25 protein-coding genes and 1 pseudogene are annotated in these 25,823 nt (G+C 54.3%); 14 read left to right on the top strand and 12 right to left on the bottom strand.

The window, feature by feature from the left end:
* Nucleotides 1-11: 11 nt before the first annotated feature.
* The 6 genes from dinD to adk form a co-directional block, all read right to left on the bottom strand.
* The gene (gene dinD / locus HT085_RS02435) at nucleotides 12-863 is read right to left on the bottom strand and encodes a DNA damage-inducible protein D (RefSeq protein ID WP_003687842.1); all 852 of its coding nucleotides are present in this window, start codon (nucleotides 861-863) and stop codon (nucleotides 12-14) included.
* Between the two features lie 115 nt (nucleotides 864-978).
* On the bottom strand, nucleotides 979-2,523 hold the full coding sequence (locus HT085_RS02430) for a type I restriction-modification system subunit M (RefSeq protein ID WP_003687840.1): 1,545 nt from the start codon (nucleotides 2,521-2,523) through the stop codon (nucleotides 979-981).
* 74 nt (nucleotides 2,524-2,597) lie between these two features.
* A complete protein-coding gene (rfaD, locus tag HT085_RS02425; protein WP_003687838.1) occupies nucleotides 2,598-3,602 on the bottom strand; it encodes an ADP-glyceromanno-heptose 6-epimerase in 1,005 nt (334 codons plus the stop codon).
* Between the two features lie 63 nt (nucleotides 3,603-3,665).
* Entirely contained in the window at nucleotides 3,666-4,628 is a 963-nt protein-coding gene (hldA, locus tag HT085_RS02420) for an ADP-heptose synthase (protein WP_003687836.1), read from the bottom strand.
* 55 nt (nucleotides 4,629-4,683) lie between these two features.
* Nucleotides 4,684-5,424 (bottom strand): orotidine-5'-phosphate decarboxylase, encoded by a 741-nt coding sequence (gene pyrF / locus HT085_RS02415; protein WP_003687835.1) that lies wholly within the window; start codon nucleotides 5,422-5,424, stop codon nucleotides 4,684-4,686.
* Between the two features lie 368 nt (nucleotides 5,425-5,792).
* Nucleotides 5,793-6,440 carry an adenylate kinase gene (gene adk, locus HT085_RS02410; RefSeq protein ID WP_003687832.1) on the bottom strand — a complete coding sequence of 216 codons (648 nt, stop codon included), beginning with the start codon at nucleotides 6,438-6,440 and terminating at the stop codon, nucleotides 5,793-5,795.
* Nucleotides 6,441-6,654: 214 nt separating this feature from the next.
* Between adk and htpX the strand changes: the two genes are divergently transcribed.
* Entirely contained in the window at nucleotides 6,655-7,494 is an 840-nt protein-coding gene (gene htpX / locus HT085_RS02405) for a protease HtpX (protein ID WP_010357358.1), read from the top strand.
* Nucleotides 7,495-7,729: 235 nt separating this feature from the next.
* Here htpX and HT085_RS02400 read toward each other — a convergent pair whose 3' ends face one another.
* Both HT085_RS02400 and HT085_RS02395 read right to left on the bottom strand, forming a co-directional pair.
* The gene (locus HT085_RS02400; RefSeq protein ID WP_010359891.1) at nucleotides 7,730-9,028 is read right to left on the bottom strand and encodes an adenylosuccinate synthase; all 1,299 of its coding nucleotides are present in this window, start codon (nucleotides 9,026-9,028) and stop codon (nucleotides 7,730-7,732) included.
* Between the two features lie 104 nt (nucleotides 9,029-9,132).
* On the bottom strand, nucleotides 9,133-10,284 hold the full coding sequence (locus HT085_RS02395; RefSeq protein WP_003690853.1) for an ATP phosphoribosyltransferase regulatory subunit: 1,152 nt from the start codon (nucleotides 10,282-10,284) through the stop codon (nucleotides 9,133-9,135).
* 334 nt (nucleotides 10,285-10,618) lie between these two features.
* Between HT085_RS02395 and HT085_RS02390 the strand changes: the two genes are divergently transcribed.
* From HT085_RS02390 to HT085_RS02360, 7 genes are read left to right on the top strand one after another with little or no spacing between them, the layout of a single operon-like run.
* The gene (locus HT085_RS02390) at nucleotides 10,619-11,998 is read left to right on the top strand and encodes a sodium-coupled multidrug efflux MATE transporter NorM (protein ID WP_003687823.1); all 1,380 of its coding nucleotides are present in this window, start codon (nucleotides 10,619-10,621) and stop codon (nucleotides 11,996-11,998) included.
* Between the two features lie 43 nt (nucleotides 11,999-12,041).
* On the top strand, nucleotides 12,042-13,082 hold the full coding sequence (gene murB, locus HT085_RS02385) for a UDP-N-acetylmuramate dehydrogenase (protein WP_003690849.1): 1,041 nt from the start codon (nucleotides 12,042-12,044) through the stop codon (nucleotides 13,080-13,082).
* A gap of 11 nt (nucleotides 13,083-13,093) precedes the next feature.
* On the top strand, nucleotides 13,094-13,744 hold the full coding sequence (locus HT085_RS02380) for a TetR/AcrR family transcriptional regulator (RefSeq protein WP_003690846.1): 651 nt from the start codon (nucleotides 13,094-13,096) through the stop codon (nucleotides 13,742-13,744).
* A gap of 54 nt (nucleotides 13,745-13,798) precedes the next feature.
* Complete coding sequence (locus tag HT085_RS02375) at nucleotides 13,799-14,575, top strand: SDR family oxidoreductase (RefSeq protein ID WP_003687820.1); 777 nt, start codon at nucleotides 13,799-13,801, stop codon at nucleotides 14,573-14,575.
* Nucleotides 14,576-14,624: 49 nt separating this feature from the next.
* Nucleotides 14,625-15,191: a ubiquinone biosynthesis accessory factor UbiJ gene (locus tag HT085_RS02370; RefSeq protein ID WP_003690844.1), complete on the top strand. Its 567-nt coding sequence runs from the start codon at nucleotides 14,625-14,627 to the stop codon at nucleotides 15,189-15,191.
* A gap of 19 nt (nucleotides 15,192-15,210) precedes the next feature.
* Nucleotides 15,211-16,101: an NAD(+) kinase gene (locus HT085_RS02365; protein WP_003687818.1), complete on the top strand. Its 891-nt coding sequence runs from the start codon at nucleotides 15,211-15,213 to the stop codon at nucleotides 16,099-16,101.
* A 24-nt stretch (nucleotides 16,102-16,125) separates the two neighbouring features.
* Nucleotides 16,126-16,884, top strand: coding sequence for a pseudouridine synthase (locus tag HT085_RS02360; RefSeq protein WP_003687817.1), 759 nt, complete (start codon nucleotides 16,126-16,128; stop codon nucleotides 16,882-16,884).
* A gap of 54 nt (nucleotides 16,885-16,938) precedes the next feature.
* Here HT085_RS02360 and HT085_RS02355 read toward each other — a convergent pair.
* Both HT085_RS02355 and folE2 read right to left on the bottom strand, forming a co-directional pair.
* Nucleotides 16,939-17,603, bottom strand: a pseudogene (locus tag HT085_RS02355) (NAD(P)H-dependent oxidoreductase).
* A gap of 196 nt (nucleotides 17,604-17,799) precedes the next feature.
* Entirely contained in the window at nucleotides 17,800-18,573 is a 774-nt protein-coding gene (folE2, locus tag HT085_RS02350; protein WP_003687811.1) for a GTP cyclohydrolase FolE2, read from the bottom strand.
* Nucleotides 18,574-18,775: 202 nt separating this feature from the next.
* Between folE2 and HT085_RS02345 the strand changes: the two genes are divergently transcribed.
* Nucleotides 18,776-19,933, top strand: a complete 1,158-nt coding sequence (locus tag HT085_RS02345) for a trans-sulfuration enzyme family protein (protein ID WP_003690835.1) — start codon at nucleotides 18,776-18,778, stop codon at nucleotides 19,931-19,933.
* A gap of 63 nt (nucleotides 19,934-19,996) precedes the next feature.
* Here the strand turns inward: HT085_RS02345 and hemB are convergent, their stop codons facing one another.
* Nucleotides 19,997-20,998: a porphobilinogen synthase gene (gene hemB / locus HT085_RS02340; protein WP_003687809.1), complete on the bottom strand. Its 1,002-nt coding sequence runs from the start codon at nucleotides 20,996-20,998 to the stop codon at nucleotides 19,997-19,999.
* A 183-nt stretch (nucleotides 20,999-21,181) separates the two neighbouring features.
* Complete coding sequence (gene yhbY / locus HT085_RS02335) at nucleotides 21,182-21,466, bottom strand: ribosome assembly RNA-binding protein YhbY (RefSeq protein ID WP_003690833.1); 285 nt, start codon at nucleotides 21,464-21,466, stop codon at nucleotides 21,182-21,184.
* A gap of 109 nt (nucleotides 21,467-21,575) precedes the next feature.
* On the opposite strand from yhbY, the gene HT085_RS02330 reads away from it, so the two are divergent.
* From HT085_RS02330 to pth, 5 genes are all read left to right on the top strand, one after another.
* Complete coding sequence (locus tag HT085_RS02330; RefSeq protein ID WP_003687807.1) at nucleotides 21,576-22,196, top strand: RlmE family RNA methyltransferase; 621 nt, start codon at nucleotides 21,576-21,578, stop codon at nucleotides 22,194-22,196.
* Between the two features lie 63 nt (nucleotides 22,197-22,259).
* Nucleotides 22,260-24,227 (top strand): ATP-dependent zinc metalloprotease FtsH, encoded by a 1,968-nt coding sequence (ftsH, locus tag HT085_RS02325; RefSeq protein ID WP_003690832.1) that lies wholly within the window; start codon nucleotides 22,260-22,262, stop codon nucleotides 24,225-24,227.
* Between the two features lie 221 nt (nucleotides 24,228-24,448).
* Complete coding sequence (locus HT085_RS02320; RefSeq protein ID WP_025455777.1) at nucleotides 24,449-24,880, top strand: type II toxin-antitoxin system RatA family toxin; 432 nt, start codon at nucleotides 24,449-24,451, stop codon at nucleotides 24,878-24,880.
* Nucleotides 24,873-25,151, top strand: a complete 279-nt coding sequence (locus HT085_RS02315; protein WP_003687804.1) for an RnfH family protein — start codon at nucleotides 24,873-24,875, stop codon at nucleotides 25,149-25,151. Before HT085_RS02320 ends, HT085_RS02315 begins: the two co-directional genes overlap by 8 nt.
* Before the next feature lie 52 nt (nucleotides 25,152-25,203).
* On the top strand, nucleotides 25,204-25,782 hold the full coding sequence (gene pth / locus HT085_RS02310) for an aminoacyl-tRNA hydrolase (protein ID WP_003687802.1): 579 nt from the start codon (nucleotides 25,204-25,206) through the stop codon (nucleotides 25,780-25,782).
* Nucleotides 25,783-25,823 lie beyond the last annotated feature (41 nt).

Here is a 25,823-nt window from a genome sequence, read left to right as displayed (position 1 = left end):
CCTGAATGCGGTTATTTTTTGCCGTTTTGATGCTGTTCGGTTGCGGCAAGCCTTTTCTGTTCTTCGTTCTCAAGCTGTTTGATGCTTTTCTCGGGTACGGGCTGGTTTTCAGGCATGATGCCGCCCAGTTCTTCAATGGTTTGGCGCACTTTTTGTCCGACTTCGAAATGCACCCGGTTTGCCTGTGTTTTGCCTTGGATGTTTTTGCGGCGTAGTTTTTCTTCGGTTTGCGTGGCACGAAACAGATTGGCAGCCGGTTCGCTGGCGTTCATGTGGTCTAGGATTCTCTGGCTTTTCTTCAAGCCTTTGCGGCTGTGTATGCCCTGCTTGTCCAGTCCTCCGTATAGCCCCCGATAGCCGTGGTTTTGGAAGACGGCGTACTCAACGGGTTTTTCTACGCCTGCATCCTTGGCTGCGGCGGCAAGGTCGGTATTGTGTTCGCGCAGCTGCCTGCGAAGCAGCAGGCGTTGTTTGTCTTCGCCCAAACTCCTGAATGCTGCCTCGTCTTGCAGCTCTTGGCGGCGGGCTTGCACGGCAAAGTAGGTTTGCCCTGCGGCAATGACGCTTTTGGACGGATCGCCGTTTTGCACAATCAGGTAGCAGGCATAGCGGGAAAGGCGGTAATCCGCCACTTCGCGCTGCCCGCCTTTCCCAAGGGCTATCATTTTGTTGGTTTCAACAAAATGATGATTTTTGTCATTTCCTGATGTTTCGCAAGCGGTTATGGCTTTATCAATGGCCCGTTGGAAATTGCGCCATTCGGAATATTCCAAGATTTGCTGCAAGGTGCGCGCCGACCAATATTCATTGCCTGTTTCGTCGATGTGTTTGGCGTTTTCAAAAGCGTTATTTTCTGTTGTCATGTATTTTCCCCGAAAATTTCTTGATTTGAACTTGTAAGGATTGCTTACAGGTTGCCGCCCGTATTTTCAGACGGCCTCTTTCCCATTCAGTTGTTGCAAAATATGCAACAACTGCCTAGGTTTCAATCTCTGCAATCACTTCGTCAATTTCACGCCGCAGCCGTTCGATTTTGGCGACGGTTTCGCTGATTTCGGCGTTGAGCTGTCTGATGTCGATGACCTCGCGGGTGTCTTCGGCTTCGACATAGCTGCTGACGGCGAGGTTGTAGCCGTTGTCTTTGACGGTTTGCTGGGCGGCGTTTTGGGCGATATGCGGCACATCGGCTTTGTCGGCGAAGAGTTTGACGATTTCGGCAATGTGTTCTTCGGTTAAGACGTTGTTGTTGGTTTCTTTTTTAAAGAAGCCGCTTGCGTCGATGAATTGGATGTCGGTATTGTCTTTGTGTTTGGACAAAACCAGGATATTGACGGCGATGCAGGTGCCGTAAAAGAGATTGGGCGCAAGGGCAATCACGGTTTCCACATAGTTGCCCTCCACCAGATATTGGCGGATTTTCTGCTCTGCGCCGCCGCGATAGAAAATGCCGGGGAATGAGACGATAGCGGCGCGGCCTCTGCCGGAAAGGTAGTTCAGTGCGTGCAGGATGAAGGCAAAATCGGCTTTGGATTTCGGTGCGAGTACGCCTGCGGGGGCAAAGCGGTCGTCGTTGATCAAGGTGGGGTCGTCGCTGCCTATCCAGTCGATGGAATAGGGCGGATTGGAGACGACGGCATCAAAGGGTTTGCTGTCTTTGAGTTTGGGGTTGGTCAGCGTGTCGCCCAATTCGATGTGGAATTTGTTGTAATTGACGTTGTGCAGAAACATATTCATGCGGGCGAGGTTGTAGGTGGTGTGGTTGATTTCCTGCCCGAAGAAGCCTTCTTCGATGATGTGTTCGTCAAACTGTTTTTTCGCCTGCAAGAGCAGGCTGCCCGAGCCGCAGGCGGGGTCGTAGATTTTGTTGACTTTCTCCTGCCCGTGCACCGCCAGCCGCGCAATCAGCTTGGAGACGCTTTGCGGGGTGAAAAATTCGCCGCCGGATTTGCCTGCGTTGGCGGCGTAGTTGGAAATCAGGTATTCGTAGGCATCACCGAAAAGGTCGATGCGGTGGTCTTCAAAATTGCCGAAATCGAGTTCCGCCACGCCTTTAAGGACGGCGGCAAGGCGTTTGTTTTTGTCGGCAACGGTGCTGCCGAGCCGGCTGCTGGTGGTGTCGAAGTCGTCAAACAAGCCTTTGATGCCTTGTTCGGACGGGTAGCCGGAGGCGGAGCTTTCAATCGCGGTAAAGATTTCTTTCAGCTTGGTGTTGAGCTCTTCGTTTTGATGGGCTTCGGCGGCAATATTGCAAAAAAGCTGGCCGGGGTAGATGAAATAGCCTTTGACTTTGACGGCATCGTCTTTGATTTCGGGCGTGATGATGCTGTCCGGCATAGCGGCGTAATCAATGCTGCTGTCGCCGGCCTGCATATAGTCGGTGAAGTTTTCGCTGATAAAGCGGTAGAAAAGTGTGCCGAGAACGTATTGTTTAAAGTCCCAGCCATCCACCGCGCCGCGTACTTCGTCGGCGATTTTCCAAATTTGGCGGTGCAGTTGGGCGCGTTGTTGCATTTCGGTCATCATCGAAATCCATATATAAAGTTAAACAAATCAAAATCGCCTGATATTTTCAGACGATTTTTTTACGGGCATTCAAATTAAGCCAAATTTTCCAGCATCCATTTGACGTAGCGGTTGACACCTGCTTTGACATCGAAAAATTCTTCCTTATATCCGGCTTCGCGCAATTTGGTGATGTCGGCTTGGGTGAAGCCCTGGTATTTGCCTTTGAGCGCGTCGGGAAAGGGGATATAGCGGATAAGTTCTTCTTCTACCAACTCTTTCAAGCTCAATTCAGATTTGCCTTCGGCGGCGCGGCAGGCGTTGACGGCGGCGGCGGCGAGTTCGTTGAACTGTTGGCTGCGGCCGGTGCCGAGGTTGTAGATGCCGGAAAGTTCGGGATGGTCGAAGAAGTAGAGGTTGATTTTGGCGACGTCTTCGACGCTGACGAAGTCGCGGGTTTGTTCGCCGTTGCCGTAGCCGTCGTTGCTGCCGAACAGGTTGACGTAACCGTGTTCGCGGTATTGGTGGAAATGGTGGAAGGCGACGGATGCCATGCGGCCTTTGTGTTGTTCGTGTTGTCCGTAAACGTTGAAGTAGCGGAAGCCGACGACTTGGGCGGTGAGACCTTCTTTCATGCGGCGGCGCAATACTTGGTCAAACAGGAATTTGGAGTAGCCGTACACATTAAGCGGTTTTTCGAGTTCGCGCTCTTCGCGGAAGATTTCGCCTTTGCCGTAAACCGCCGCACTGGAGGCATAAAGGAAGGGGATGCGTTCGTCCTGACACCAGTCCAACAAATCCAGCGTGTACTGGTAGTTGTTTTCCATCATATACAAACCGTCGTGGTTCATCGTATCGGAACACGCGCCTTGATGGAAAACGGCTTCGATGTTTTGATAAGGTAAAATGTGTTCCCTCACTTGGCGGATAAATTCGTGTTTGTCGAGGTAGTGGGCGATTTCGCACTCGGCAAGGTTTTTGAATTTTTCGCCTTTTGTCAGATTATCGACGGCGACGATGTCGGTAATGCCGCGTTGGTTGAGGGCTTTGACGATGTTGCTGCCGATAAAGCCGGCCGCGCCTGTTACGATGATGGTCATATTCGGTTTCCTTTGTTTTGAGGGTTTCAGACGGCATTGGATGGTCATGCCGTCTGAAAAGATTTATTGCCCGTCCAGTGCTTCAACCAACTCTGCAAACGAGCAAACCGCCGTACCGAGTTTCGCCACGACAACCCCGGCCGCAGTATTGGCAAGGTACATGGCTTCGGGCATGGTGCAGCCTGCCGCCAGCCCCAAGCCCATTCCGGCAATGACGGTGTCGCCTGCGCCGGACACGTCGTAAACTTCTTGGGCGCGGGTGGGCTGGTAAATGGGTTCGCCTTCGCTGAACAGGGTCATGCCCTCTTCGCTCCGGGTCAGCAAAACGGCGGTCAAGTCGAGGTGGCGGCGCAGGTTTTGCGCTTTTTCGGTCAGATCGCCTTCGTTTTTCCAACTGCCAACCACTTCTTTCAATTCGGCGCAGTTGGGCGTAATCAGAGTTGCGCCGACATATTTTTCGTAATCGTCGCCTTTGGGGTCGATTAAGACGGTTTTGCCGACATGTTTCGCCCAATCGATCATATCGGAGATATGCGACAGACCGCCTTTGCCGTAGTCCGAAAAAATGATTGCGTCGTATTCGGGCAAGATTTCGCGGTATTTCCGCTTGATTTGTTCCAACACTTCGCGGTTGGGATGTTCTTCAAAATCAAGGCGGATAAGCTGCTGGTTGCGGGCGACGACGCGCAGTTTGACGGTGGTGGCGATTTGTTTGTCGCGCATCAGATAGGAGGCGACGCCGTCCTGCACCATCAGCGCGTCGAGCGCGGCGGCGGCTTCGTCGTCGCCGGTTACGGACAACAGCCCTGCCCTGCCGCCCAACGAAGCGATGTTGCGCGCAACGTTCGCCGCGCCGCCCGCCCGTTGGTCGATTCGTCCGATTTTTGCCACCGGCACGGGTGCTTCGGGCGAAATTCGGGACACGTCGCCAAACCAATAGCGGTCGAGCATCACGTCGCCGACAACAAGAACTTTGGCTTGTGCGAAACGGGATTTGAGGGTTTCTTGTTGGAACTTGGCGGGCATATTGCCTCCGTTGTGTTTTGTTCAGACAACCTTAACCTGTAAGACCGCCTGAAAATCAGTTTGCTTCAAGGTTTGCCACGCGGTTCACTTCGCGCAATACGGCGACCGGATCGGCGGCTCGGGTAACGGGGCGGCCCATCACCAGATAAGTCGAACCCGCCGCCAAGGCTTCGGCGGGTGTCATAATGCGGCGTTGGTCGTCGTTGTTGCCGGCAACGTCCAAGCGGATACCCGGTGTAACCAAGACAAAATCCCGTCCCAATTCGCGGCGCAGCGGCGCGGCTTCTTGGGCGGAACAGACCACGCCGTCCAAGCCCGAACTTTGTGCCAGTTTTGCCAAACGGATGACTTGTTCTTCAGGGGCGGTGTTCAAACCGATTTCCGCCAAATCGCTTTGCTCCATGCTGGTCAACACGGTTACGCCGATTAAGAGCGGTTTCGTGCCGTATCCGGCAACGGCTTCGGCGGCGGCTTCCATCATACGTCTGCCGCCCGACGCGTGCATATCGACCATCCACACGCCCATATCGGCGGCGACTTTACACGCCTGCGCGACGGTGTGGGGAATATCGTGGTATTTCAAATCAAGAAAGAGTTTGAAACCCTGATGAATCAGGCTTTCCGCCAAACTGCGTCCCGTCGCGGTAAACAGCTCTTTGCCGATTTTGATTTGGCACAACGCCGGATCAAGGTTGCGGACGAATCCGAGCGTGTCTTTTTCGTTGGCAAAATCAAGGGCAACGATGACGGGGGTACGTTGTTGCGGAGTTTGGAAGTCGGTGATTAAAGGATTCATGGTGTTTTCGTTTCGGTTTTCAGACGACTTTTATCGTCTTTTTCGCAGTACAACGTAAATTCAAACCGTAGGCCGGGCATTGATGTCCGACCTACGCGGACTCAAGCCCCCGACAAACTGTTTCGGATAAATTTGAACCGGTACATCAGCCGTCATTCCCGCGCAGGCGGGAATCCATTGATAAAACTCAGTTCATCAGATTTAAACAGCGATTGCCCAAATTCAGAAATGGATTCCCGCCTGCGCGGGAATGACGCCGAATGATTATTTTTCGGTTGCAACACGCTGTTTATCAAAAACAGGTCGTCTGAAACCTGATTTTCTGTTTTCAGAGTGCGAAGCCTGCCCGTGGGTACGACCTTTTCGATTTATTTGCCCAATGCGCCCAATACTTCGGCTTTCACAGCTTCTACTGCTTGGGTACCGTCGACTTTGATGTATTTCGGCGCGTGTTCGCCTTCCAGCTTGCTGTAAAAATCAACCAAAACTTCGGTTTGCTCGTGGTAAACGGCAAGACGTTTTTTCACGGTTTCTTCTTTGTCGTCGTCGCGCTGAATCAAATCTTCGCCGGTTACGTCGTCTTTGCCTTCGGTTTTAGGCGGATTGTAGGTAACGTGGTAAGTACGGCCGGAAGCCAAATGCACGCGGCGGCCGCTCATGCGGTCGACAATCACGCTGTCGGATACGTCGATTTCAACGACCGCGTCCAAACCCACGCCTGCTTCCACCATCGCTTCGGCTTGCGCCAATGTACGCGGGAAACCGTCGAACAGGAAACCGTTTTTGCAGTCGTCTTGCGCGATGCGTTCTTTGACCATGCCGATAATGATGTCGTCGCGCACCAAACCGCCTTCATCGATGATTTTTTTCGCTTCCAAACCCAAGGGCGTGCCTGCCTTAATCGCGGCACGGAGCATGTCGCCGGTAGAGATTTGCGGAATGCCGAACGCGGCGGTGATGAATTGCGCCTGAGTGCCTTTGCCCGCGCCCGGTGCGCCTAAAAGTAATGCTTTCATGAAGTGATCCTTTTAAATGTGTTTATTGGAATCAAACAGATGGTTTACGATTCTACACGGCTTGGCGCAATAGTTCAAAAACCAACTGCACAAACTGCCATTTGCAAGCAAATGTTTTGCATACCTTTGCCGAGCCTGATATTCACAAGGCGGCAACTTTTTGGGACAATCCCCAAAGTTTCAAAACATCACACCCTACCAAAAAGGAACATCCGTGAAACGCATTTTTCTGTTTTTGGCTACCAATATCGCTGTTTTGGTCGTAATCAACATTGTTTTGGCGGTTCTGGGCATCAACAGCCGGGGCGGCGCGGGCAGCCTGTTGGCGTATTCCGCCGTCGTCGGCTTCACTGGTTCGATTATTTCGCTGCTGATGTCCAAATTTATCGCCAAACAATCGGTCGGTGCGGAAGTCATCGACACGCCGCGCACCGAAGAAGAAGCCTGGCTTCTGAACACTGTCGAAGCCCAAGCGCGGCAATGGAACCTGAAAACGCCAGAAGTCGCCATCTACCACTCCCCCGAACCCAATGCCTTTGCCACGGGCGCATCGAGAAACAGCTCCCTGATCGCCGTCAGCACCGGTTTGCTCGACCATATGACGCGCGACGAAGTGGAAGCCGTGTTGGCGCACGAAATGGCGCACGTCGGCAACGGCGACATGGTTACGCTGACGCTGATTCAAGGCGTGGTCAATACCTTTGTCGTGTTCCTGTCGCGCATTATTGCCAACCTGATTGCCCGAAACAACGACGGCAGCCAGTCCCAGGGAACTTATTTCCTAGTCAGCATGGTATTCCAAATCCTGTTCGGCTTCCTTGCCAGCCTGATTGTCATGTGGTTCAGCCGCCAACGCGAATACCGCGCCGACGCGGGCGCGGCAAAACTGGTCGGCGCACCGAAAATGATTTCCGCCCTGCAAAGGCTTAAAGGCAACCCGGTCGATTTGCCCGAAGAAATGAACGCAATGGGCATCGCCGGAGATACGCGCGACTCCCTGCTCAGCACCCACCCTTCGCTGGACAACCGAATCGCCCGCCTCAAATCGCTTTAAACCGATTTGAAACGACAAAAAACCGTACGCACAAGCAGTACGGTTTTTTCGTATATGCCGACTGAAAACATCAGGTTTCCATACCGGCACCAACCGTATCCATTTCCGCACCGGATACGCCGCATTGATATATCCCCGACAAACCGTGTCCGGACAGAAAATATCAGATAAAACAGCGGTAAAAATGCCGTCTGAAACCAATTAGGGCTTCAGACGGCATTTTTACTGCAAAACCTTATGCGAACGGATGATGCAGCACAATCGTTTCTTCGCGGTCGGGGCCGGTGGAGACGATGGCGACCGGCGCGCCGCAGACTTCTTCAATCCGTTTCAAATATGCTTTGGCATTGGCAGGCAATGCGTCGTAGCTTTTCACGCCGACAGTCGATTCGCGCCAGCCGGGCATGGTTTCGTAAATCGGTTTGCAGGTTTCCACCGCATCCGAACCGCAAGGCAGGATGTCGGTTTTGCCGCCGCCTGGCAATTCGTAGCCGACGCAGATATTGATGGTTTCAACGCCGTCCATTACATCGAGTTTGGTAATGCACATACCGGAAATGCCGTTGATTTGGATGGAGCGTTTCAGGGCGGCGGCATCAAACCAGCCGCAGCGGCGCGCGCGGCCGGTTACCGAACCGAATTCGTGTCCGCGCTCCGCCAAACCTGCGCCTACTTCGTCGAACAATTCGGTCGGGAACGGACCCGAACCGACGCGCGTGGTATAGGCTTTGACGATGCCCAAAACATAATCCAGCATTTGAGGACCTACGCCCGCGCCTGCCGAAGCCGCGCCGGCGAGACAGTTGGACGAGGTAACGAAGGGGTAAGTGCCGTAGTCGATGTCCAACAACGCACCTTGCGCGCCTTCAAACAGCAGTTTTTCGCCGTTTTTGTTTTTTTCGTTCAACACGCGGGACACGTCGGCAATCATCGGCGCAATGCGCGGCGCGACTTTTTCGATAACCGCCATCACGTCTTCCGCTTTAACCGGTCCGGCGTTGTGCAGGTATTGGAGTTGGACGTTGTAATAGGCAAGGACGGCATCCAGTTTTTCACGCAGTTTTTCAGGATGCAGCAAATCGGCGGCGCGAATGGCGCGGCGTGCCACTTTGTCTTCGTAGGCAGGGCCGATGCCGCGGCCGGTCGTGCCGATTTTGCCTTTGCCGCGCGATGCTTCGCGGGCTTGGTCGAGCGCGATGTGGTAAGGCAGGATCAGCGGGCAGGTCGGCGCGATTTTCAGACGGCCTTCGACGTTTTTCACGCCTGCCGCGTTCAACTCGTCAATTTCGCCCAACAGGGCTTCGGGGGAAACGACAACGCCCGAACCGATGAAGCAATCCAATCCTTCGTGCAGGATACCGCTCGGAATCAGGCGCAAAATGGTTTTTTTGCCGCCGACGACCAAGGTATGGCCCGCATTGTGGCCGCCTTGGAAGCGCACGACGCCGCCGGCTTCTTCCGCCAGCCAGTCAACGATTTTACCTTTACCCTCGTCGCCCCACTGTGCGCCGATTACTACAACATTTTTAGCCATAGCCATATAACCTATCGATATTAAAAATTATTGCGGAAAATCCCCAAACCGGTGCGGCTTTGCGCCCCGCCCCGGTTTGCCTTTCATCCGCTATGAACGGGTATTTAGCGTTTCACGATCTGCCAAACGCCGTCCGTCTTTTTCAGACGGCCTGCAAGCTCTTCCGAAACATTGTGTCCGATACCGTAGTCAATCACGACACACTGCCCTTGTTCACGCAAGGCTTCGACCGCTTCGCGCGCCGCTTCTGCATCTTCCGCATCGACCAACACGGCGGGCTGCCGTTCGACGGCGGGCAAACGCCCGATAAAGCTGCGTAAGTCGAAACTGAATCCCGTTGCCGGGCGCGCCCTGCCGAAATATCCGCCCAATCCGTCATAACGCCCGCCGCGCGCGACCGCGTCGTGGAAATCGGCGGCATAGGCGGCATACAGCAAGCCCGTGTGGTAATTGTCGACGCGCAGCTCGGACAAGTCGATATGGATTTCATTATCGGGGAATGCGTCGCACACCGCCTGCAATTCGTCCAACGCGCCGCCGACCGCCGACAAATCCGGCAACCGTCCGCGCGCGTCGGACAACACTTCACGCCCGCCGTACAGGCGCGGCAGCAACGAGAATGCTTTTGCCCACATACCGTCCAGCTTCCAAGCCTTGACCTGCGCTTCGACCGACCCGGTATCTTTATCCTGCATCAAGGCAAGCAGCGTTGCGGACTGCCCCGCATCCAAATGCGCCGCATCGGACAAGGCGCGGAATATGCCGATATGCCCCAGCGAAAGCAGCACTTTGCCCATATCGGCAATTTTCATGCTTTTCAGCATAAGGTCTATCAGCTCGATGTCGCCACGGATGTCGGCAAAACCGTACATTTCCGCCCCTGCCTGCAAGGGTTCGCGCATATTCGGCAGACCGTCGGGCTGCGCGTGCAACACCGGACCGGCATAACACAACCGGTTAATCCCTTGGTTGGCGGACAAAAGATGGGCATCGATACGCGCCACCTGCGGCGTGATGTCGGCGCGTATGCCCAACTGCCTGCCGCTGAGCCTGTCCGTTACCAAAATGGTTTTCAGTGAAAGCCCCGCATCGATATGCGTCAGCAGGGAATGTGCGTACTCCATCAGCGGAGGCTGTACCAGTTCATAACCGTGTACGCGGAACAGTGCCAACAACTGCTCGCGCGCGCTTTCAAGCTGCCGCGCGTTCGTGGGCAGTACGTCGGCGATATGTTCCGGAAGCTGCCATGTCTGCATGAGAATCTGCCTTCTGTTTTATCCTGTAAACACAAAAGACTGCCCGATCCGCAATCAGACGGCATCTTTGCCGCAACGCATCACGCCGCTGTCAAAACGGCGATGCTTCCTTCCGATTCAGAATCCGAACAGCCCCTGTCCGACGGCTCAATGCCGTCAAGTCGTTAAAACCAAACTTTACCATAAAATACACACAATCTGAATATACTTTTATACCCCGTATCCGCCGTCTGACGGCACGGTATTTTTTACTATATAATGTGCACCATTATTTCTCATCACTTCCCGCTGCCGTTTTTTTGTTTCAGACGGCATTTTTATTGACTGAACACTTATGCTGCTCGACCTCGACCGCTTTTCCTTTTCCGTCTTCCTGAAAGAAATCCGCCTGCTGACCGCCCTTGCCCTGCCCATGCTGTTGGCGCAGGTCGCGCAGGTGGGCATCGGTTTCGTCGATACCGTGATGGCGGGCGGTGCGGGCAAGGAAGATTTGGCGGCGGTGGCTTTGGGCAGCAGCGCGTTTGCCACGGTTTATATTACCTTTATGGGCATTATGGCGGCGCTGAACCCGATGATTGCCCAGCTTTACGGCGCGGGTAAAACCGGTGAAGCAGGCGAAACGGGGCGGCAGGGGATTTGGTTCGGGCTGATTTTGGGGATTTTCGGCATGATTTTGATGTGGGCGGCGATTACGCCGTTCCGCAACTGGCTGACTTTGAGCGATTATGTGGAAGGCACAATGGCGCAGTATATGCTGTTCACCAGCTTGGCGATGCCGGCGGCAATGGTACACCGCGCACTGCACGCCTACGCTTCCAGCCTGAACCGCCCGCGCCTGATTATGTTGGTCAGCTTTGCGGCGTTTGTGTTGAACGTGCCGCTGAACTATATTTTCGTTTACGGCAAATTCGGTATGCCCGCTTTGGGTGGCGCAGGTTGCGGCGTGGCGACAATGGCGGTGTTTTGGTTCAGCGCGCTGGCATTGTGGATTTATATCGCCAAGGAAAAATTCTTCCGCCCGTTCGGACTGACAGCGAAATTCGGCAAACCGGATTGGGCGGTGTTCAAACAGATTTGGAAAATCGGCGCGCCCATCGGGCTGTCTTATTTTTTGGAAGCCAGCGCGTTTTCGTTTATCGTGTTTTTGATTGCGCCTTTCGGCGAGGATTATGTGGCGGCGCAGCAGGTCGGCATCAGTTTGTCGGGGATTCTCTATATGATTCCGCAAAGCGTCGGCTCGGCAGGGACGGTGCGCATCGGCTTTTCGCTTGGGCGGCGCGAATTTTCGCGGGCGCGTTATATTTCAGGAGTGTCGCTGGTGTCGGGCTGGGTGCTCGCCGTGATTACCGTGCTTTCCTTGGTATTATTCCGTTCGCCGCTGGCAAGCATGTACAACGATGATCCGGCAGTTTTAAGCATCGCCTCCACCGTCCTGCTGTTCGCCGGCCTGTTCCAACCGGCAGACTTCACCCAATGTATCGCGTCCTATGCCCTGCGCGGCTACAAAGTCACCAAGGTGCCGATGTTCATCCACGCCGCCGCCTTCTGGGGCTGCGGCCTGCTGCCGGGCTATCTGCTCGCCTACCGTTTCGATATGGGCATTTACGGCTTCTGGACGGCATTGATTGCCTCGCTCACCATCGCAGCCGTCGCCTTGGTGTGGTGCTTGGAAAAATACAGTATGGAGTTGGTCAAATCACACAAGGCCGTCTGAAAACGCAGCACACTTCAATTCAAATACAGTTAAAGCTCAAACCATGCAACCCATCCGATACCGAACCGACCTCACCCCCTACAACACTTTCGGCCTGCACGCCCAAGCCCGAGCCTTTATCGCGCTTAAACACGCCGACGAATTGCGCGACATCGTCCGACTGCCCGAGTTCGACCGCGATACTGTTTTATGGCTGGGCGGCGGCAGCAACATCCTTTTGATGCAGGATTACGACGGCTTGGTCGTCCATATGGAAAACAAGGGCATACGCGAGATTGCGCGCTCAGACGGCATGGTTCTGATTGAAGCGCAGGCGGGCGAAATTTGGCACGATTTCGTGTTGCACACCGTCGCGCTGGGTTTGAGCGGTTTGGAAAACCTGAGCCTGATTCCGGGTACGGTCGGCGCGTCGCCCGTGCAGAACATCGGCGCATACGGCGTGGAGGCGAAAGATGTGATTCACAGCGTGCGCTGCTTCGATTTGGATACGGAAACCTTTGTAACCCTTTCCAATGCCGACTGCCGCTTCGCCTACCGCGAAAGCCTGTTCAAGCAGGAAGGCAAAGGGCGTTATGTGATTGTTTCGGTCGTATTTGCATTAAAAACGCATTTTGTGCCGAACTTGGGCTACGGCGATTTGGCGGCGAAGGTTGCCGAATTGAGTGCAGGTAGGGAGGCGACGGCGAAAGACGTTTCCGATGCGGTATCCGCCATCCGCAACAGCAAATTACCCGACCCGAAAGTTTTGGGCAATGTCGGCAGTTTCTTTAAAAACCCCGTCGTCAGCGCGGAAAAAGCCGCCACCCTGTTGCAGCGGCATCCCGATATGCCGCGCTATCCGCAGCCCGACGGTTCGGTCAAACTCGCCGCCGGCTGGCTGATCGACCAATGCCGTCTGAAGGGCTTCCAAATCGGCGGTGCGGCGGTACATGACCGGCAGGCTCTGGTTTTGGCGAACAAAAACAATGCCTCTTCAGACGACATCTGGAAACTGGCGCAACACGTCTGCAATACAGTATTTACTCGATTTCAGGTAGAATTACACGCCGAACCCAATTGGCTGCCCGCTTCGTTCAGCCTGTAAATCCAAGGAGTATGCCCGTGACCCGCATTGCAAAAACCAATACTTACACCCGCATCATCGACGCCAGCCTTGCGCTTTTCAACGAGGAAGGCGAGCGCAACATCAGCACCAACCATATTGCCGCCCACTTGGGCATCAGTCCGGGCAATCTCTATTACCACTTCCGCAACAAAGACGAAATCATCGTCCAACTGTTCAAACGTTACAGCGAAGCCCTGCTGGAATACCTCAACGAAGCCGTGTTGCCCTCTGATGTGGAAGACTCTATCAACTATATGGCAGGCATTTACGATGTCATGTGGGAATACCGCTTCCTCTTTAGCGACGTAAACACCCTACTTGCGCGCAGTGCCGAATTGTTGGGCGAACACAATACCTTTACCCAAGCCAAAGTCTCGCCGCTTCTAGTCAAACTGCTGACCCAGCTCAACGGGCTGAACGTCATCAACGCCGACCAAACCGCTATGAACGACCTCGCCGTCAATATGTGGATGGTTACGAAATACTGGTTCGACTTCGACAGTTCCCTGCGCGGCCGTACCAAGCTGACCGAAGACTCCAAAGCACGCGGCGTCCGTCGTACCTTAAGCCTCCTTCGCCCCTATCTTTTGCCCGAACACCGCGCGGAATACGACCGCAAAATCAGCAACGGCAACCCGTAAACCCATAACGTCCGAATCAGCCTTCAGACGGCACTTACCCGACGGTATCAGCGAATGCGCGCAGTCCCCCCGCCCCATATCTCCATCACAGGCCTAGGTTACCTCGGCCTGCCGCTGGCACAAAAGTTTTACCGACACGGCAGCCGCGTCGCCGCCATAAAACGCAGCCTGACTTCGGACGACATCAACCTGCCCATACACCTCGACACCTTCGACCTCAACCGTACCGATACCTTTCAGACGGCATTGTGGCGGCATCACGCCGACAAACCCGTCTGGTTCTTCCTGCTGCCGCCCTCCTTTTTGGCGCATTACGCCGACACCGTCAAACAATGGGCAGAGCTTGCCCGGGCGTGCAACGTGCAACACCTGATTTTCACAAGCAGCACAAGCGTTTACGGCGATAAAGCGCGAGAATGCAACGAAACCGCCGCACCCGATCCGCAAACCGAGTCCGCCCGACAAATCCTTGCCGCCGAACAACACCTGCTCGACAACGGCGTTCCGAACATCGACATCCTGCGGCTGGGCGGGCTTTATTGCGCCGAACGCCATCCCGTCAGCCGCCTCGTGCAAAAGCAAAACATCCAAGGCGGCAACCGGCCTGTCAATATCGTCCACCGCGACATCGCCGTCGAAAACCTGTTTCAGACGGCATCCAACCCCGGCGGCAGGCGGCTGAAAAACATTATCGAACCGCGCCACCCGACACGCCGCGAATTTTATACGGAAGAAGCCGCCAAACTCGGCCTGCCCGCGCCGGATTTCTCACCCGACGACAGCGTGGGCAAAATCATCCGTACCGTTTGCGATAACGGCTTAAGCCTGTAAAATAAGCGGCAACAGCAACAACAGGCATTCTCCGCCCCAATCAGAAAATATGTCCGCCCTCCTCCCCATCATCAACCGCCTGATTCTGCAAAGCCCGGACAGCCGCTCGGAACTTACCTCCTTTGCAGGCAAAACACTGACCCTGAACATTGCCGGGCTGAAACTGGCGGGACGCATCACAGAAGACGGTTTGCTCTCGGCGGGAAACGGCTTTGCAGACACCGAAATTACCTTCCGCAACAGCGCGATACGGAAAATCCTCCAAGGCGGCGAACCCGGGGCTGGCGACATCAGGCTCGAAGGCGACCTCATCCTCGGCATCGCGGTACTGTCCCTGCTCGGCAGCCTGCGTTCCCGCGCATCGGACGAATTGGCACGGATTTTCGGCACGCAGGCAGGCATCGGCAGCCGTGCCACCGACATCGGACACGGCATCAAACAAATCGGCAGGAACATCGCCGAACAAATCGGCGGATTTTCCCGCGAACCCGAGTCCGCAAACACCGGCAACGAAGCCCTTGCCGACTGCCTCGACGAAATAAGCAGACTGCGCGACGGCGTGGAACGCCTCAACGAACGCCTCGACAGGCTCGAACGCGACATTTGGATAGACTAACCTTCAGACGGCATCCGACATGAACAGCCCTTTTCACAACATCGGTATCGTAACCCGCCCCAACACGCCCGACATCCAAGATACCGCACACACGCTGATTACCTTTTTGAAGCAGCACGGCTTTACCGTCTATCTCGACGAAGTCGGCGTAAGGGAATGCTGCATCTATACCCAAGACACCGACGGCTGCCATATCGTCAACAAGACCGAACTGGGGCAATACTGCGACCTGGTCGCCGTCTTAGGCGGAGACGGCACCTTTCTCTCTGCCGCCCGCGAAATTACCCCCCGCGCCGTTCCGATTATCGGCATCAACCAAGGTCATTTGGGCTTTCTTACCCAAATTCCCCGCGAATATATGACGGACAAGCTATTGCCCGTTTTAGAAGGAAAATACCTTGCCGAAGAGCGCATCCTGATTGAAGCCGCACTGATCCGCGAAGGCAAAACCGCCGAACGCGCCCTCGCCCTCAACGATGCCGTCCTCTCCCGCGGCGGTGCCGGACAGATGATTGAATTTGAAGTCTTCGTCAATCAGGAATTCGTCTATACACAACGTTCGGACGGGCTGATTGTCTCCACCCCCACCGGATCGACCGCCTATTCGCTTGCCGCCGGCGGCCCAATCATGCAGGCAGGATTACACGCCTTCACGCTCGTCCCCATCTGCCCGCAATCTATGACTAACCGCCCCATCGCCATTCCAGACACGTCCGAAATCGAAATCCTCGTTACCCAAGGCGGCGACGCGCGCGTTCATTTCGACGGACAATCCTTCATCGACGTGCAAAACCTCGACCGCATCATCATCCGCCGCTACCACAATCCCTTACGCATCCTACACCCGACCGACTACCAATATTTCAAAACCCTGCGCCAAAAACTGCACTGGGGCGAGCAATTAGTCTAAGCCGGCCTTCACCCGAAAGTACCCATGAATTCCAAAATTTCCTCCGACCATACAGAAGATACCATACGCCTCTCCAAACGTATGGCACAACTGGGGCTTTGTTCGCGCCGCGAAGCCGACGGCCATATCGAACAGGGCTGGGTAACGGTCAACGGCAAAACCGCCGTACTCGGTCAGAAAGTTTCACCGGCAGACCGTATCGAACTGAACAAGAAAGCCCACGAACAGCAGGCGGCACGCATTACCATCCTGCTGAACAAACCCGTCGGCTATGTCAGCGCACAAGCGGAAAAAGGCTATAAATCCGCCGCCGAACTGATTACCCCTGAAAATTGCTGGGAAGGCGACACCAGCCGCATCAGTTTCGATCCGAAACACAAAATCGGTCTTGCCCCCGCCGGCAGGCTCGATATCGATTCAGTCGGATTGCTGGTGTTGACGCAAGACGGCCGTATCGCCAAGCAGCTTATCGGCGAAAACAGCGGCAGTGAAAAAGAATATTTGGTGCGCGTGCGCGGCAAATTGGACGAAAAAGGACTTGCCTTACTGAATCACGGATTGAGTTTGGACGGTGATAAACTGCGTCCCGCCAAAGTAGAATGGCAAAATGAAGACCAACTGCGCTTCGTGTTGAAACAGGGTAAAAAGCGGCAAATCCGCCGTATGTGCGAACTGGTCGGACTGCGCGTCGTCGGGCTGAAACGCATCCGCATGGGCAAGGTCAAACTCGGCAGGCTGCCGCCCGGCAAATGGCGTTATCTCGCTCCCGGCGAATCGTTTTAAATAAGCATTAAAAAATGCCGTCTGAAAATCCTTGCGTTTTCAGACGGCACTGCCTTATGCCCAAATAACGGTTTCTTCCAAGGGCCTGCGCGCTTTCGTGACGATTTCCTGAACCCGGTAGCCGAATGTCGCGGCAACGGACACGCCCCATTCTGCCGCATCGAACAAACCGAACTGCCCGGACAATACGCGTTCCATATCGGCATAGTTGAAACCTTCCACCGGGCAGGAATCGATACCCGCCATCGCCGCACCCGTCATCATGTTGGCTAACGCGATATAGGTCTGGCGGCAGCACCAGTCAAACAAGGCGCGCGAATCGTCCAAAATCTTGATGTCGTCAGCTTGAAACGCCTGATACCTCGCCAAAGATTTTTCTACGGCATCCGGTTCGGTAACGCCGCGCCGTTTGAGACTTTCCAACATAAACGGGCTGTCGAAGCGGGCATTTTTCTTCGCCAAAAACACCACCAAATGACTGGCGGTATCCAAAGCATCCGCCATACCCCAAGAAAACAGCTTGATTGCCTGTCGGATTTCGGGGTTTTGAACCACAACAAACCGCCAAGGCTCCGAACCGACCGAACTGGGCGACAAACGCCCGAGTTCTAAAATAAACTGAAAATCCTCGGCACTGATTTTACGTGCGCATCGTAATGCCGGCACGATTTGCGGTTTTTAAATGCGGATAGAACCTGCTCTTTGCTTAATACTGTCATCGTGCATCCTTTTATTACTTTGATTGCAAATTGATTTCAAACCGATACGGCACTGCCGCACCCTATAAGCCGTCCCCGCCATCAAGCTTCACCCGGATTTTACCCATCTCTCTACGGCTGGGAAAACAAAGCGGCGGCAGATTCGGGAATAACTCCCCAATGCCTTTCAGACGGCATTTGGACATCGCAAACGCGCCTACGGGTAGGCGATATAGGCATAAGCCGAATGGTTGTGGATAGACTCGAAATTCTCGCTCTCGACGACGAAACTCTTGATGCGTTTGTCGGCAATCAGCGAAGTAGCGACATCGCGCACCATATCTTCCACGAATTTCGGGTTTTCGTAGGCCTTTTCGGTAACGTATTTTTCATCTGGGCGTTTGAGCAGGCCGTAGAGTTGGCAGCTCGCCTGCGTTTCCACATAATCGATAACTTCCTCGATACCGACTTCGGCATCGGAAGTCAGGCTGACGGTAACGTGCGAACGCTGATTATGCGCGCCATATTGGGAAATTTCTTTGGAACACGGGCAAAGCGAGGTTACGGGAATCATGACCTTCATACTGTGGCCGTATGCCCCGTCTTTCATTTCACCCGTGAGGCTGACATCATAATCCAGTAAGGACCGGATACCGGATACCGGCGCGGTTTTCTTGCGGAAAAACGGAAAAGAAACGCTGATTTTGCCGGCGCGGGAATCCAAAAGCGCGACCATTTCGGCAGTCAGCCTATGCAATTGTGCGAAATCCAAGACTTCGGTATGTTGCTCCATCAATGCGACAAAGCGCGACATATGCGTCCCTTTCTGCTCGGCGGGCAGATAAACCGTCATCGTCAGGCGAGCAACCGTGGATTGTGTTCCTTCGGCGGTTTTCAGGGTAATCGGGAAGCGCAGGTCTTTAATGCCGACCTGATTGATCGGCAGGTTGCGCAAATCTCTGCTGGATTGCACGTCTGCAATGGCGTTCATGCGTTGTTTGTCCTTAATATTCAGATAATTATTGAGATGTGTGTATTGTATGGCAGGCAGATGCCGTCTGAAAAAACGCTGTCGGCCGCCTGCCTGCAAATGCGAGATTATATCACTTGCTTTTGGCGGCTGCATTGATTGTTTCTATTTTCGGGATAGTGATAAAATCCCGACTTATCCATATCTTACAAGGCAGAAACAGATGAAATTCCCGACCCGTGCCATCCATTCCGGCTACGATTGCGACGAACACAACCGCGCGCTGATGCCGCCGATTTATCAAAACAGTATGTTTGCGCTGCACGAAATCGGCGAAAATGTGCCTTACCGTTATTCGCGCCTGAGCAACCCGACCCGTCAGATTTTGGAAGACACCGTTGCCGATTTGGAACACGGTGCGGCAGGTTTTGCGTTTTCCAGCGGTATGGCGGGGATTGATGCCGTGTGGCGTACCTTCTGCGCCCGGGGCGATACCATCGTCGCGGTCGCCGATATTTACGGCGGCGCGTATGACTTATTGGTCGATGTTTATCAAAAATGGGGGGTGAACGTTGTTTTTGCCGATTTGGGCAATCCCGATAATTTGGACGAATTGCTCAAAGCGCACAATGTCAAACTGGTTTGGCTGGAAATGCCGTCCAATCCGCTTTTACGCTTGGTAGACATCAAAGCCCTTGCAGCGAAAGCCAAAGCAGCCGACGCGCTGGTCGGCATCGACAACACCTTTGCCACGCCGTATCTGCAACAGCCCTTGGATATGGGTTGCGATTTTGCATTCCATTCCGCTACCAAATATTTGTGCGGCCATTCCGACGTATTGATGGGCATCGTCGTTGCCAAAACCAAAGAGCTGGCTCAGCCTTTGCACGATATGATGGTGCATACCGGCGCGATTGCAGGCCCGACGGACTGCTGGCTGGTGTTGCGCGGCATCAAAACGCTTGCCCTGCGTATGGAGGCACACTGCAAAAACGCACTCGAAATTGCGCGCCGTTTGGAAGCCCATCCTGCCATTGAAAAAGTGTTCCATCCCGGCCTGCCGTCTCACGAACATTACGCACTCGCCCAAGCGCAAATGCCCAAAGGCATCGGCGGCGTGGTTACGGTTTATCTCAAAAACGACACGCGCGAAGCGGCAAACAGCGTGATTAAAAACATGAAACTGGTCAAAATGACCTCCAGCCTCGGCGGCGTGGAAAGTCTGGTCAACCATTGCTATTCCCAATCTCACAGCGGCGTGCCGCATAATGTGAAAATGGAAATGGGCATCAGGGTCGGACTCCTGCGCTTCTCCATCGGTATTGAAGACGTAGATGATATTTGGAACGATATTTCCGCCGCACTCGATACAACTTTGTAAACCGTAAAAAATGCCGTCTGAAACCATAGTTTCAGACGGCATTTCAATATTGCGAATCAAATATCAACGCTTCAGCATCTTTGCCGCCTCAATGGCGTAATAGGTCAAAATCCCGTCCGCACCCGCACGTTTGAATGCCAGCAGGCTTTCCAAAACCACTTTGCCGCCGTCCAGCCAGCCGTTGGCAACCGCCGCCTGCAACATCGCATATTCGCCCGAAACCTGATAGGCATAAGTCGGTACGCCGAACTCGTCCTTCACGCGGCGGACAACGTCCAAATACGGCAAACCGGGCTTCACCATCACCATATCCGCACCTTCCTGAATATCGAGCGCCACTTCATGCAGCGCCTCATCGGTATTTGCAGGATCCATCTGATAGGTCTTTTTATCTGCCTTTCCCAAATTGCCCGAACTGCCTACCGCATCACGGAAAGGGCCGTAGAATGCAGAAGCATATTTGGCGGAATATGCCATAATCCGCGTATGGATATGTCCGGCATCCTCCAAAGCCTCGCGGATGGCGCCGATACGCCCGTCCATCATATCGGAAGGAGCAACGACCTGCGTGCCCGCCTCTGCATGACATAAAGCCTGTTTCACCAAGACTTCTACGGTTTCATCATTCATCACGTAACCGTTTTCGTCCGTCAGTCCGTCCTGACCGTGCACCGTATAAGGATCGAGCGCGACATCCGTCATAATGCCCAGTTCGGGAAACCTCTCGCGCAAGGCTCGGACAGTTGACGGCACGAGTCCTTCGGGATTGTACGCCTCCTGCGCACGCCCGGTTTTGTTTGCCGTAACCACGGGAAAGAGTGCCAACATCGGAATACCGAGCTTCACCGCCTCTTCCGCCGTAAACAGCAGCCTGTCCAAACTCTGACGCTTCACGCCCGGCATAGAAGGCACATCCTCCTCGCGCGCCGCCCCCTCCAATACGAACACCGGATAAATCAAATCATCGGCGGTCAGCATATGCTCGCGCATCAGGCGGCGTGAAAAATCATCCCTGCGCATACGGCGCATACGCGAAGCCGGAACATTGCGGTAAGGAAATTGCATAAGCCCTCCAATCATCCTGTCAACAATTCAAATCATACGGAAGCCGCCGCAACTTGCAGACGGCATCGAGCGGTAATCAAAATCCGTTTTCACCGGAAAGGGTTTCGGCACGCCGAAATGCCGCGCCGAAGGACAGCGTGCCGCCCATTGAAAGAACAATAGCAAAACAACCACTTCAGGCTGTCAGGCCTCGATATTCTTACGCCACAATACCAAAAGTTTCCCGATATGCCGAACAGGTTGCGCGTCAACCGCCTCACACAAGGTATTGCAGATTTCGATACGCTCGGCACGGTCGTCGCCGAATACGCGCACTTTAATCAGCTCATGCGCCGTCAGTGCCGCATCGGTTTCCTTGATGACTGCGTCCGTCAGACCCTGCTGACCGACCATCACAACAGGATGGAGATGGTGCGCGCGCGCTTTCAGTTCCAAAATTTCTTTGGTGTTCAATTTGGTATCCGCCATTTTCCTACTGTTTGAATAAAAAGGATAATGCAGCATTGTACGCGATTTGGCACGGCAACGGCAAAATTAACGTACAATACACCGTTTACATTCCGACCCGCGAACCACTATGGCTGTACGTTCCAAATCCTCAAAAGCGTGGCTGCACGAACACATCAACGACCACTACGTCCATATGGCGCAAAAAGACGGCTACCGCGCCCGTGCCGCATACAAACTTTTGGAAATCAACGAAAAAGACAAGATAATCAAACCCGGCACGGTACTTGCCGACTTGGGCAGCGCGCCGGGAAGCTGGTCGCAGGTTGCCGCCAAGCTGACGGGTACTTCCGGAACGGTTTTCGCCTTGGACATCCTGCCTATGGAAGCCATAGGGGGCGTGTCCTTCATTCAGGGCGACTTCCGCGAGAACGACGTTTTGGCGCAATTCGAAACCTTGTTGGACAACCGCCCGCTCGACCTTGTAATCTGCGATATGGCGCCCAATATGTCGGGAAACGCCGTAAGCGATCAGGCACGCAGCTTTTATCTGTGCGAACTGGCTTTGGACTTCGCCTCGCAACACCTGAAAACCGGCGGCAGCTTTTTGGTCAAAGTCTTTCAGGGTGCAGGCTATCAGGAATACATGGCAGCCATGCGCGAAATTTTCGGCACTGTGCAGACGCGCAAACCCGAAGCCTCGCGCAATCGCTCCAGTGAGATTTATTTATTGGGCAAAAATAAACGCTGACAATACAGACGGCGTGCTTTACAATCATTTCCGTTTTACACCTCAATTATGGAGCCTTGCTAAGTGGGGAACACCTTTAAATCAATCCTTGTCTGGGTCGCCTTGGGTATCGGCCTGATGGCTGCGTTCAACGCTTTGGACGGCAAAAAAGAAGACAACGGGCAAATCGAATATTCTCAGTTCATCCGACAGGTCAACAACGGCGAAGTATCCGGCGTCAACATCGAAGGATCCGTCGTCAGCGGCTACCTGATTAAGGGCGAGCGCACCGACAAAAGCACCTTCTTTACCAACGCGCCTTTGGACGACAACCTGATTAAAACACTGCTCGACAAAAACGTCCGCGTAAAAGTAACGCCGGAAGAAAAACCGAGCGCGCTGGCTGCCCTGTTTTACAGCCTGCTGCCCGTCCTGCTGCTGATTGGCGCGTGGTTCTACTTTATGCGTATGCAGACGGGCGGCGGCGGAAAAGGCGGCGCATTCTCATTCGGCAAAAGCCGCGCACGCCTGCTGGACAAAGATGCCAACAAAGTGACCTTTGCCGATGTCGCCGGCTGCGACGAAGCCAAAGAAGAAGTGCAGGAAATCGTCGATTACCTCAAAGCACCGAACCGCTATCAAAGCTTGGGCGGGCGCGTGCCGCGCGGCATCCTGCTGGCGGGCAGCCCGGGTACGGGTAAGACGCTTTTGGCAAAAGCCATTGCAGGCGAAGCCGGCGTGCCGTTCTTCAGCATTTCCGGTTCCGACTTTGTCGAAATGTTCGTCGGTGTTGGTGCGAGCCGCGTCCGCGATATGTTCGAGCAGGCGAAGAAAAACGCCCCCTGCATCATCTTTATTGATGAAATCGACGCAGTCGGCCGCCAACGCGGCGCAGGTTTGGGCGGCGGCAATGATGAGCGCGAGCAAACATTAAACCAATTATTGGTTGAAATGGACGGTTTTGAGAGCAATCAGACTGTAATTGTGATTGCGGCAACCAACCGCCCCGACGTACTCGATCCTGCGCTGCAACGCCCCGGCCGCTTCGACCGCCAAGTCGTCGTCCCCCTGCCGGACATCCGGGGGCGCGAACAGATTTTGAACGTCCATTCTAAAAAAGTGCCTTTGGACGAATCTGTGGATTTATTGTCCCTCGCGCGCGGCACGCCCGGTTTTTCCGGCGCGGATTTGGCGAACCTGGTCAACGAAGCCGCCCTGTTTGCCGGCCGCCGCAACAAAGTCAAAGTCGATCAAAGCGATTTTGAAGACGCCAAAGACAAAATCTATATGGGTCCGGAACGCCGCAGTATGGTGATGCACGAAGACGAAAAACGTGCGACGGCGTATCATGAGTCCGGACACGCGATTGTTGCCGAAAGCCTGCCCTTTACCGACCCCGTCCACAAAGTAACCATTATGCCGCGCGGACGTGCGCTGGGTCTGACTTGGCAGCTTCCGGAGCGCGACCGCATCAGTATGTATAAAGATCAGATGTTGAGCCAGCTCTCCATCCTGTTCGGCGGACGGATTGCCGAAGACATCTTCGTCGGACGCATCTCCACCGGTGCATCAAACGACTTTGAACGCGCAACCCAAATGGCACGCGAAATGGTAACGCGCTACGGCATGAGCGACAAAATGGGCGTGATGGTTTATGCGGAAAACGAAGGCGAAGTCTTCTTGGGGCGCAGCGTAACCCGTTCGCAAAACATTTCCGAGAAAACCCAGCAGGACATCGACGCGGAAATCCGCCGGATTTTGGACGAGCAGTATCAGGTTGCCTACAAAATCCTCGATGAAAACCGCGACAAGATGGAAACGATGTGCAAAGCCCTGATGGAATGGGAAACCATCGACCGCGATCAGGTACTGGAAATTATGGCGGGCAAACAACCCAGCCCGCCCAAGGATTACAGCCACAACCTGCGCGAGAATGCGGACGCGGCGGAAGATAACGCGCCGCACGCTCCGACTCGGGAAAAAACCGAAGCACCTGCCCCGGCAGACACCGCCTCGACAGAGTCCGGGCAGCAGCCTGAAAACAAGGCTTAACTTCCCGAACAAACGGCAGCCCGCAAGCTGCCGTTTTCCCATCCCGTTTTCAGACGGCATTTTCCGCTCAATGCCGTCTGAAACGCCAAAGCCGTATCGGTTTTTGCGAATCTGCGATATGGCGGTTTAAATTGAAATCAGAACGGGGCAAGGCTGTACCGGTTTAAAATTAAACCGCTATAATACCGCCCTTCGAATACACGCCCGCATTGGTGATGCCCGTGAAAAAAGTTGAAAAAAACATCTTGGTGCTGCACGGCGCGGACAAAATGTTCGAGCTGGTCGACAAGGTTGAGGATTACCCGCACTTTCTGCCGTGGTACAGCAAGACCGAGGTCATCGGGCGTAGCGGCAACGAACTGAAGGCGCGGCTGTTTATGGATTATATGCGCGTTCGCCAATCGTTTGCCACGCACAACCGCAACATCCCCGGCAGGGAAATCCGTATGGAACTGCTCGAAGGCCCGTTCAAAACCTTACGTGGAACGTGGAAATTTATCGATTTGGGCGACGATATGTGCAAAATCGAATTCAATTTGGAATACGATTTTTCCAATGCCGTTTTGTCCGCCTTAATTTCCCCCGTCTTCAACCACCTTTCCGCCACGCTGGTCGAAGCGTTCGTCAAAGAGGCAGACCGCCGTTATGCTTGAAATTGAGATTGTGTACGGTCTGCCCGACCGACAGGTTTTGAAAACCATGCAGCTTGCCGAGGGAACAACCGTCCGCACCGCCGCACTGCAAAGCGGTTTGGACGGCATATTTGAAAATTTAAACCTGCATTCCGCGCCTTTGGGCATTTTCGGCAAAGCCGTCAAAGACGACACGCCGCTGCGCGACGGCGACCGCATCGAAGTGTACCGCCCGCTGTTGATCGACCCCAAAGAAGCGCGCCGCAAACGCGTTCAAAATCAAGAAGAATAACCATGCCGTCTGAAGCCTTCAGACGGCATTCGACAGAAACACGGAAAATATCATGTCAAACACAATCAAAATGGTTGTCGGCTTGGGCAACCCGGGCAAAGAATACGAACAGACCCGCCACAATGCGGGCTTTTGGTTCCTCGACGAACTGGCGTGGAAATGGAAGGCTTCGTTTAAAGAAGAAAAAAAATTCTTCGGCGAAGTTGCCCGCGCCGCCCTGCCCGACGGCGATGTTTGGCTGCTCAAACCGGCCACGTTCATGAACCGTTCCGGACAGGCGGTTGCCGCGCTTGCACAGTTCTACAAAATCAAACCCGAAGAAATCCTCGTCGTCCACGACGAACTCGACATCCCTTGCGGACGGATCAAATTCAAACTCGGCGGCGGCAACGGCGGACACAACGGCTTGAAAGACATTCAGGCAAAACTCGGCACGGCAGACTATTACCGCCTGCGCCTCGGCATCGGCCACCCCGGCGACCGCAACCTCGTCGTCGGCTACGTCTTGAACAAACCGAGCGCGGAACACCGCCGGCAAATCGACGATGCCGTCGCCAAATCCCTGCAGGCCGTACCCGACATCATTTCCGGCAAATGGGAAGAGGCAACGCGCTTCCTGCACAGCAAATAATCCAATGCCGTCTTAAGCCCTTTCAGACGGCATTTTCCCGA

It is taken from the genome of Neisseria gonorrhoeae, from assembly GCF_013030075.1.
Taxonomy (GTDB): Bacteria; Pseudomonadota; Gammaproteobacteria; order Burkholderiales; family Neisseriaceae; genus Neisseria; species Neisseria gonorrhoeae.
This window is presented reverse-complemented; position numbering and strand designations above follow the sequence as displayed.

Coding starts and splice junctions, on each gene's coding strand:
- dinD (WP_003687842.1), bottom strand. CDS start 863: ATGACAACAGAAAATAACGCTTTTGAAAACGCCAAACACATCGACGAA.
- HT085_RS02430 (WP_003687840.1), bottom strand. CDS start 2,523: ATGATGACCGAAATGCAACAACGCGCCCAACTGCACCGCCAAATTTGG.
- rfaD (WP_003687838.1), bottom strand. CDS start 3,602: ATGACCATCATCGTAACAGGCGCGGCCGGCTTTATCGGCAGCAACATC.
- hldA (WP_003687836.1), bottom strand. CDS start 4,628: ATGCCCGCCAAGTTCCAACAAGAAACCCTCAAATCCCGTTTCGCACAA.
- pyrF (WP_003687835.1), bottom strand. CDS start 5,424: ATGAATCCTTTAATCACCGACTTCCAAACTCCGCAACAACGTACCCCC.
- adk (WP_003687832.1), bottom strand. CDS start 6,440: ATGAAAGCATTACTTTTAGGCGCACCGGGCGCGGGCAAAGGCACTCAG.
- HT085_RS02400 (WP_010359891.1), bottom strand. CDS start 9,028: ATGGCTAAAAATGTTGTAGTAATCGGCGCACAGTGGGGCGACGAGGGT.
- HT085_RS02395 (WP_003690853.1), bottom strand. CDS start 10,284: ATGCAGACATGGCAGCTTCCGGAACATATCGCCGACGTACTGCCCACG.
- HT085_RS02390 (WP_003687823.1), top strand. CDS start 10,619: ATGCTGCTCGACCTCGACCGCTTTTCCTTTTCCGTCTTCCTGAAAGAA.
- murB (WP_003690849.1), top strand. CDS start 12,042: ATGCAACCCATCCGATACCGAACCGACCTCACCCCCTACAACACTTTC.
- HT085_RS02380 (WP_003690846.1), top strand. CDS start 13,094: ATGCCCGTGACCCGCATTGCAAAAACCAATACTTACACCCGCATCATC.
- HT085_RS02375 (WP_003687820.1), top strand. CDS start 13,799: ATGCGCGCAGTCCCCCCGCCCCATATCTCCATCACAGGCCTAGGTTAC.
- HT085_RS02370 (WP_003690844.1), top strand. CDS start 14,625: ATGTCCGCCCTCCTCCCCATCATCAACCGCCTGATTCTGCAAAGCCCG.
- HT085_RS02365 (WP_003687818.1), top strand. CDS start 15,211: ATGAACAGCCCTTTTCACAACATCGGTATCGTAACCCGCCCCAACACG.
- HT085_RS02360 (WP_003687817.1), top strand. CDS start 16,126: ATGAATTCCAAAATTTCCTCCGACCATACAGAAGATACCATACGCCTC.
- folE2 (WP_003687811.1), bottom strand. CDS start 18,573: ATGAACGCCATTGCAGACGTGCAATCCAGCAGAGATTTGCGCAACCTG.
- HT085_RS02345 (WP_003690835.1), top strand. CDS start 18,776: ATGAAATTCCCGACCCGTGCCATCCATTCCGGCTACGATTGCGACGAA.
- hemB (WP_003687809.1), bottom strand. CDS start 20,998: ATGCAATTTCCTTACCGCAATGTTCCGGCTTCGCGTATGCGCCGTATG.
- yhbY (WP_003690833.1), bottom strand. CDS start 21,466: ATGGCGGATACCAAATTGAACACCAAAGAAATTTTGGAACTGAAAGCG.
- HT085_RS02330 (WP_003687807.1), top strand. CDS start 21,576: ATGGCTGTACGTTCCAAATCCTCAAAAGCGTGGCTGCACGAACACATC.
- HT085_RS02315 (WP_003687804.1), top strand. CDS start 24,873: ATGCTTGAAATTGAGATTGTGTACGGTCTGCCCGACCGACAGGTTTTG.
- pth (WP_003687802.1), top strand. CDS start 25,204: ATGTCAAACACAATCAAAATGGTTGTCGGCTTGGGCAACCCGGGCAAA.